Origin of the sequence: Brasilonema bromeliae SPC951 (genome assembly GCF_012912135.1) — a bacterium.
Lineage (GTDB): Bacteria > Cyanobacteriota > Cyanobacteriia > Cyanobacteriales > Nostocaceae > Brasilonema > Brasilonema bromeliae.
In genome coordinates, this window is record NZ_QMEB01000186.1 from 1 (window position 1) to 7,767 (window position 7,767).

A 7,767-nucleotide genomic window follows, 5' to 3' on the forward strand; every position below is an offset into this window, starting at 1 on the left:
ATTCAAAAGAATTGGAATTTAAAAAATGAAAATATTGAAAAATTTTACATCGGTTTAGCAAACGAACTTTACAAGCAAAATAGATTACAAGAATCAGTTTATATCTACAAAGAGGCGCTTGCTGTTAATCCAAATAATGTGATTATTCATGAAAATTTAGTATACATTTTGTTACAGTGTGGGCAGATAGATGAAGCGAGCGCACAATATCTAAAAGCTATTCATCTTGAACCAAATAATGTCAAATTTTATGTAGATTTAGGAAAGATTTTTTACGTCAAAGCTCAGTTTCCAGAAGCGATTGAGGTATATAAACAGGCAATTAAACTTAACACTAATGGTGCGTCAGATGATTTAGCAGAAATACACTATTTGTTAGGATGCACGTTTTGTGAGTGTGAACGTTTTGAAAATGCGATTCAAGAATACACCCAAGCAATTAAGATTAAGCCGAAATATGCAGAAGCATATGCTAAGTTAGGAGATTGTCAATACAGGTTAAATAATTTTGTAGATGCAGCTAATAATTTACGAAAAGCAATTGCGCTCAAACCAGATAATCCAGAATTTCACTTATATTTAGGAAGGATTATTAGTAGCCAGGGCGAATATAGGGAGGCAATTGTTGAGTTTGAAAAAGCTATAGAACTCAATATCATAGATAGCACACCAGATCCAATTGTCTATACACATTATGCGTTTGCGCTATTCGCACAAAATAAACAGAAGAAAGCGAAAACTGAAATTGAGCGAGCTATCAAATTATTCCAAAAGCAAAATATGGATGATGCAGCCAAGCAAATGGAACACTTATTTGAGCAAATCAAAAAAGAAAGTAGTTGGAAAAGCTTTTTCCAACGCTTTCGCTAAATTTAGCTCGTAAAATCACATGATTTATTACCTAAGTATTTTTTTGAATAATCGATACACAGGATTGCGATTTCGAGGCAAAGTCCGGAAATTTCGATTGTTATTATTTTTTTGAACTTTCGCTTTGGCAGATTCAACAGCAATTACGGCAATTGCGGTGGTTGTCGTAATACTCAAAACTAACGTACCACTCAAAACTAATTCTTTCTTTTGACGACGCTGTTCTTGAATAACCTGCTGTGCAGCTAATTGTGCATCTTTTGTATCTTTATTGGTCCACACCCCATTTCTAGCTTTGTAACGCGATGCCAGTACTTGCTCAGCTGCATCACGCGCTGGATAAAAACTCTCTGCGGCTTCTTGAAATGTTTGGTCACTCAAGTTTTGAACCTGAGATTGACTGCGTATTTGAACCGGAAATTGACTGCTTAAATTAGGTGTTAATAATTTTGCTTGAATCTTTCTAGTAAGATCAGCCTCTAATCTTTGTTCCAGAAGATTCGCATTTTTCGGTGACATATCATTCAAAAATATTTGCACCGTCTGCTTCTGCTTGCTTTTGGACATTGCATCGCTGACAAGGTTAACTTGCTGATCGTTCGAGGGAGAGTATTGCAATGGTATAACTGGTGCTGGTTTGGGTGGTTTGGATGGTCTAACCCCCGGTGGTTTTTTTGGTCGAAATATTTGTCGTATGAATTGTTTGAGTGGTTTGAGTAGTCTACCCCACGGTAGTTTTATTGGTGGTAGTTTTATTGGTGGTAGTTTGAATCGTGGGAACTTAATACCAATAGCTGGCTGAAAACTACTCGAATGTATTGGTTTTGTTTTCGAGTTCAATAAAGTCGTAGAGTATCCATAACTAGCTTTGAGTGAATTTTTAAGGTACTTATCTAATACCAAACTCGATACTGATGACAGTGAAACATTGCCAAACAAAAGGGCAGCGAATAAAGCTTGCTTGCGTATCCGTGTCATAGTTCCATGCATCTGATAAATTTTTTTATAACTTGATGCTTCTAGCAACTAATAAGCTTGTGAACATCATAGTGAGCTTTTACAAACTCTCTGCTTGCAATTCCGGAAAATTTACTGTTTGCAATATAAATTTACTCTCGAAAATACTTAAACTATACTTGGGACAATAAACACTAAACTAAAATTTCAGTATTCGCAGTAACAAACAAATATTATCGATACTTGCTATAGGAGTAGTGACATTGACCGTTCAACTATCGCAACCTAACTTCCAACGGCTCACCCGTATCGTACAAAACTTACCCGACTTTGCCAATGTGCGCGATCGCCGTCGTTTAGTTGCAGGTGCATTGCAAGGTGCAGCCCAAGCCGATGTTATCATGGCGCGGTTAGATTTGGATGGTTCGCCGATGGGCGTTTCTGTGGAGGTGGTGCGGTTTTTCTGCCAATTTGGACGAGTTGCTTACGATAAAGAAGCTCTTGCTGTCTTCCTCAACTATATTCAGCCCTTCACTGGGGATGAGGATAAGGATTTTATAGTAGAACTATTTCAGAATTACCCGCTTGATGTTCCAGCCAGTCCTAGCCGTGGAATTAACAATTGGAGGGGAATGGATAGTACGGCTGATATCAAAGAAAAGATTATTGGGGAAAATACGTTACGCGATATCTACATTTTAAACTTGGCTTTAGAAGCATCAAAAGCTGTGGTTCGTATCCGCACTCCCGAAGGTTTGGGTACGGGGTTTATGATTGCACCTGATTTACTCATGACGAACAATCACGTCATCCAAAGTCAGGAAGTAGGAGACAAAAGTAATTTTAGCTTCAACTACCAACTCGATATTAATGGTAAAGAATGCCCAACACAGATTATTGGAGCTTTACCAAATGGTGCTTTTTACACTAACAAAGAACTAGATGTTACAGTAGTAACCCTGAAAGATGTCCCCAACTTCGGCAAACCCTTAATCTTCAAAAGTAAGTTGATGCGACGAGATGAACGTGTAGCAATCATTCAGCATCCCGGCGGACATTTGAAGAAAATCTCCATACAGAATAACTTTGTCGCCTACGCCGACAATCAAGTATTGCAATATACTACAAGTACAGAACCAGGTTCATCAGGATCACCTGTTTTCGATGATGATTTTCTAGTGGTTGGTATTCACCATAGCGGTGGGATGCTTCCGGAACCAAGTACGCAGCGAAGGTATTTACGTAATGCGGGGACGAGTGCAGTAGCACTCTTAAATGACTTGAAAAACAACGCACCAGAAATTTATGCTCGTTTAGCGATATAGTTAGCCGATGACGATAAGTAGCGAGTTACTGAATTTTTAACTATTACTCGTTCTGAATCAAGTATATTTGGCGAGAATTGTCCAGTTGTGTGTAACTTTGGGTAGGCTTTATATAACGGTTTTGACGAACTTTCACCCTCACCCACAACGCTACAATCAAACCAAACCCGAAAAAGTCTTGGCGTTCAAAGATTATGGTAGCCATCACCCAACAACCCCAAAAAATGACTGCCGAGGAATATCTCGAATGGGAACTTCAGCAAGACATTCGCTACGAATACATTAACGGCGAAGTTTTTGCCATGACAGGTGTTACAATTCCCCACAATGACATTGCACTTAACTTTTACACTACCCTACACCCACATCTGCGTTATAGAGGTTGTCGAGTGAATGTGTCAGACGTGAAAGTACAACTCAGTGCCCAAAGCCAGTACTACTATCCTGATGTTATCGTCAGTTGCGACCCTCAAGACCTCAATGCCCGCAAATTTATTCAGTTTCCTAAACTCATTGCGGAAGTCCTCTCACCAGGTACAAGCGGCAAAGATAGAGGTGATAAATTCACTGATTATCTTAAAATCCCCACTTTGCAAGAGTATATCTTGATTGACTCTGAAAAAATCTCCGTTGAGCGTTTCTGTCGGGGAGAGGGAAGAATGTGGCTTTATTATCCCTACACTGCTGAAGATATTATCACTCTATCAAGTATTGAATTTGAGTTTCCGATTGAATTGCTATATGAAGGTGTTGCATTTGAAACAGAAGCATAACAAGCACGGTAAACTGGTTCAATTGACTAATATAATTAAGCCCAGCTTTCCTTGAAAAATAGTCCTATGCCTTCATTTTTATTAGAAGTTGGTACAGAAGAACTCCCTGCAAGTTTCCTGAGTAGCGCTATCTCGCAGTGGAAATCTCGCATTCCTCACACTCTGGAAGAAAACAGCCTGACTTACGATGCTGTGGAAGTTTACGGAACTCCCCGCCGCTTAGCGGTACTCATCAAAGGTTTACCCTCGCAGCAAGCGGATCGCGAAGAAGAAATTAAAGGTCCCCCCGCACAAGCAGCATTTAAAGATGGGAACCCAACACCAGCAGCACAAGGCTTTGCTAAAAAGCAAGGTGTGGAAGTCTCTGCGTTGGAAGTTCGCCCTACTGAAAAGGGAGATTTTGTCTTTGTCCGAAAAGTGACTCGCGGTCGTCCAGTTGCTGAGATAATAACAGAACTTGTTCCTCAATGGATTTTCAAACTCGAAGGAAAGCGGTTGATGCGTTGGGGTGATGGAGATAAGACATTTTCTCGTCCCATCCGCTGGTTAGTCGCTTTGTTGGATGAGGCGGTGCTACCAATTGAATTGGATAATGGTTCCGAGACGGTAAAGAGCAATCGCATCTCTCAAGCTCATCGTGTCTTACATCCAGAACCCATCACCATACCCAACGCGACTGATTATGTCACCACGCTTCGCTCTGCTTCTGTTGTGGTTGATACGGATGAACGGGTAAATACCATTACGCAGCAAGTCAAAGAATCGGTACAAAAGTTAGGCGGTTATGCAGAAATTTACCCAGATTTATTGCAGGAAGTCACAAATCTTGTAGAATTTCCCTCAGCTGTTATTGGTAAATTTGAATCAGAGTTTTTGAACTTGCCTACAGAGGTGATTACCACTGTGATGGTAAGTCATCAGCGTTATTTTCCTGTGTTCCAAAGTTCAAACACCAAAGACTTACTACCAAATTTTGTCACAATCTCGAACGGTGATCCCACAAAATCAGACATCATTGCTGTAGGAAATGAAAGAGTTATCCGCGCACGTTTAGCCGATGGTCGCTTTTTCTACGATGCTGATTTAGAAAAACCTTTGGAAAGCTTTTTACCTCAATTGGAAACCGTCACTTTCCAAGAGGATTTAGGTTCGCTACTGAAGAAAGTCAACCGCATTTGCAAAATTGCCGAACAAATCACAGAACAGTTGCAATTAAGCGAAAAAGAACGCGAAAACATCCAAAGAGCAGCTCTTTTATGTAAAGCTGATTTGGTCAGTCAAATGGTGTATGAATTCCCGGAATTACAGGGAGTTATGGGACAAAAATATGCTCTTGCAAGTGGAGAAGAGGAAGCAGTTGCAACGGCAATTTTTGAACATTATTTACCTCGTTCGGCAGATGACATATTACCCGAAACTTTGACAGGACAAGTTGTCGGTTTGGCAGACAGACTTGACACATTAGTCAGCATCTTTGGATTGGGGATGATACCCACGGGTTCTTCTGACCCCTTCGCTTTGCGACGGGCAGCAAATGCAGTCGTGAATATTACATGGACAGCCCATCTACCTATCAATCTACAACAGTTACTGGAAAAAGTTGCGACAGATTTTGCGAGTGAATATCACAAAGATAGAAATCAATTAGTTGCTGGGTTAGAAGAATTTTTCTTGCAACGCATCCGTACTTTACTGCAAGAAGAAAAACACATTGACTATGACTTAGTGAATGCTGTGTTGGGAGAAAACGACCGGGAATATACAGAAAGGGCGTTGAAGGATTTATTGGATGTGGGCGATCGCGCAACTTTCCTGCAAAAAATCCGCGCCAATGGTACATTAGATAACATCTACGAAACCGTGAATCGTTCCACTCGTTTAGCGGCTCAAGGAGATTTGGATACAAAACAACTTGACCCCAAAGCGATCGTTCGTAAAGAACTCTTCCAAAAATCATCAGAGGAAGCATTTTACAATGCGATTGTGGAATTAGTGCCACAAACTCAAGCTGCACAACAGTCACGAGATTATGGACAGCTAGTCACAGCATTAGAGCAAATTACCCCCACCGTTAGCAACTTTTTTGACGGTGCAGAAAGCGTTTTAGTCATGGATCCCAATCCAGAAATCAAACGCAATCGGTTAAATTTGCTCGGATTACTTCGTAACCATGCCCGTGTTTTAGCGGATTTTGGTGCGATAGTAAAAAATTTGTAGCATCAGTAAAAAAAAGTTGTGTGATTTTTGCAAATAAACGCTACCATAATGGTGCTTAACCAGGGACCTCTGCCACAGTCTATGCCCACTATGCCCAAAGCCCACGTCATTGGATTAGGAAAGTCCGGTATTGCTGCGGCGAGATTGTTGAAACGAGAAGGTTGGGAGGTGGAACTCAGCGATCGCAACACCTCTCTTGACCTTCTAAATCAACAACAAGAACTTGCCACAGAGCAAATTACTGTTAAATTGGGGTATTCTCTAGAACTCAGTGATTCAGACTTACCTCAATTGATAGTAGTTAGTCCTGGTGTGCCTTGGGATATACCCGTGTTAATTCAGGCACGAGAATTGGGTATTAAAACCATCGGCGAGATGGAACTCGCTTGGCAGCATTTGCAATCCGTCCCCTGGGTGGGAATTACAGGCACAAACGGTAAAACCACTACCACAGCCTTAATTGCCGCAATTTTTCAACAAGCAGGATTAAACGCTCCCGCCTGCGGTAACATTGGCTACGCTGCCTGCGAAGTTGCCTTGTCTGTGGAGAATGGAGGACGTATCAATTCAAAATCGCGTAGCGTTGCGAGCAAAGCGACGCAATCTCAAAATTCAAAATTAGAAGTCTCTCCCTCATCCCCCGCATCATCTGACAATCAAATAGACTGGGTGATTGCAGAGGTCAGTAGCTATCAAATAGAATCATCTTCTTCTCTTGCGCCTCGCATCGGTGTATGGACAACTTTCACACCAGATCACCTCAGTCGCCATAAAACCTTAGAGAACTACTACAACATCAAAGCGCATCTGCTGCGTCAGTCTCAGTTGCAAGTGTTTAACGGTGATGATCCATATTTAAGGAAAGTCGGTGCAAGTGATTGGTTTGACGCCTATTGGACAAGTGTCAAAGGTAAAGATAATTTAATCGGTTCTCAAGGCTATTACATTGAAGATGGCTGGGTTGTAGAAAAGTTGAATGCAAACTCTCAACCAGAAAGAATTGTGGAAGTTTCCGCTTTACGGATGGTGGGAGAACACAATCAGCAAAATTTACTGATGTCAGTTGCAGCGGCGCGTTTAGGGGGAATTGATCAAGATGCTATTGTTCGCGCTGTAAATGAATTCCCTGGTGTTCCCCATCGTTTAGAACACATTTGTACTTGGGAAGGCATTGATTTCATTAACGACAGCAAAGCCACGAACTACGACGCTGCTGAAGTTGGTTTAGTCTCAGTCAAAAGTCCGGTTATATTAATTGCTGGTGGTGAAGCCAAAGCGGGTGATGACACTAACTGGATCGCAAAAATTAAAGACAAAGCCGCCTGTGTATTGCTGATCGGCACTGCTGCACCTGCTTTTGCTAAAAGATTGCAAGAAGAAGGATATGAGAATTACGAAATTGTAGAAACAATGGAAAAAGCTGTTCCGAAATCAGCAGAATTAGCAAAACATTATCAAGCATCTGTGGTGCTTTTATCCCCAGCTTGTGCGAGTTTCGACCAATACGCCAATTTTGAACAAAGGGGCGACCATTTTCGGCAGTTGTGTTTGGAGTTAGTAAAGATTATCAATTAGAAATTAAGTTATAGTTTTTAGTGCAATTAAGCTTATAAAGATGACTTGCA

The 7,767-nt window shown here is 41.0% G+C and carries 7 protein-coding genes; 5 read left to right on the forward strand and 2 right to left on the reverse strand.

Annotated elements, in window-relative coordinates; genetic code table 11:
* A partial coding sequence (locus DP116_RS20515; protein WP_169156929.1) for a tetratricopeptide repeat protein occupies positions 1–870 on the forward strand: 870 nt, incomplete at its 5' end.
* Positions 871–897: 27 nt separating this feature from the next.
* On the opposite strand, the gene DP116_RS20520 is transcribed toward DP116_RS20515, so the two are convergent.
* The gene (locus DP116_RS20520; RefSeq protein WP_169156930.1) at positions 898–1,848 is read right to left on the reverse strand and encodes a hypothetical protein; all 951 of its coding nucleotides are present in this window, start codon (positions 1,846–1,848) and stop codon (positions 898–900) included.
* A gap of 236 nt (positions 1,849–2,084) precedes the next feature.
* Here DP116_RS20520 and DP116_RS20525 point away from each other — a divergent pair, with 236 nt between their 5' ends.
* Positions 2,085–3,152: a trypsin-like peptidase domain-containing protein gene (locus tag DP116_RS20525; RefSeq protein WP_339381506.1), complete on the forward strand. Its 1,068-nt coding sequence runs from the start codon at positions 2,085–2,087 to the stop codon at positions 3,150–3,152.
* Between the two features lie 43 nt (positions 3,153–3,195).
* Here DP116_RS20525 and DP116_RS20530 read toward each other — a convergent pair whose 3' ends face one another.
* Complete coding sequence (locus DP116_RS20530; RefSeq protein ID WP_169156932.1) at positions 3,196–3,357, reverse strand: hypothetical protein; 162 nt, start codon at positions 3,355–3,357, stop codon at positions 3,196–3,198.
* Between DP116_RS20530 and DP116_RS20535 the strand changes: the two genes are divergently transcribed.
* The 3 genes from DP116_RS20535 (at position 3,347) to murD (ending at position 7,717) form a co-directional block, all read left to right on the forward strand.
* Positions 3,347–3,925, forward strand: coding sequence for a Uma2 family endonuclease (locus DP116_RS20535; RefSeq protein ID WP_169156933.1), 579 nt, complete (start codon positions 3,347–3,349; stop codon positions 3,923–3,925). The two genes, DP116_RS20530 and DP116_RS20535, sit on opposite strands and share 11 nt — an antisense overlap.
* Positions 3,926–3,991: 66 nt before the next feature.
* Positions 3,992–6,142: a glycine--tRNA ligase subunit beta gene (glyS, locus tag DP116_RS20540; protein ID WP_169156934.1), complete on the forward strand. Its 2,151-nt coding sequence runs from the start codon at positions 3,992–3,994 to the stop codon at positions 6,140–6,142.
* A gap of 90 nt (positions 6,143–6,232) precedes the next feature.
* Complete coding sequence (gene murD / locus DP116_RS20545) at positions 6,233–7,717, forward strand: UDP-N-acetylmuramoyl-L-alanine--D-glutamate ligase (protein WP_169156938.1); 1,485 nt, start codon at positions 6,233–6,235, stop codon at positions 7,715–7,717.
* Positions 7,718–7,767 lie beyond the last annotated feature (50 nt).

Coding starts and splice junctions, on each gene's coding strand:
- DP116_RS20520 (WP_169156930.1), bottom strand. CDS start 1,848: ATGACACGGATACGCAAGCAAGCTTTATTCGCTGCCCTTTTGTTTGGC.
- DP116_RS20535 (WP_169156933.1), top strand. CDS start 3,347: ATGGTAGCCATCACCCAACAACCCCAAAAAATGACTGCCGAGGAATAT.
- DP116_RS20530 (WP_169156932.1), bottom strand. CDS start 3,357: ATGGCTACCATAATCTTTGAACGCCAAGACTTTTTCGGGTTTGGTTTG.
- glyS (WP_169156934.1), top strand. CDS start 3,992: ATGCCTTCATTTTTATTAGAAGTTGGTACAGAAGAACTCCCTGCAAGT.
- murD (WP_169156938.1), top strand. CDS start 6,233: ATGCCCAAAGCCCACGTCATTGGATTAGGAAAGTCCGGTATTGCTGCG.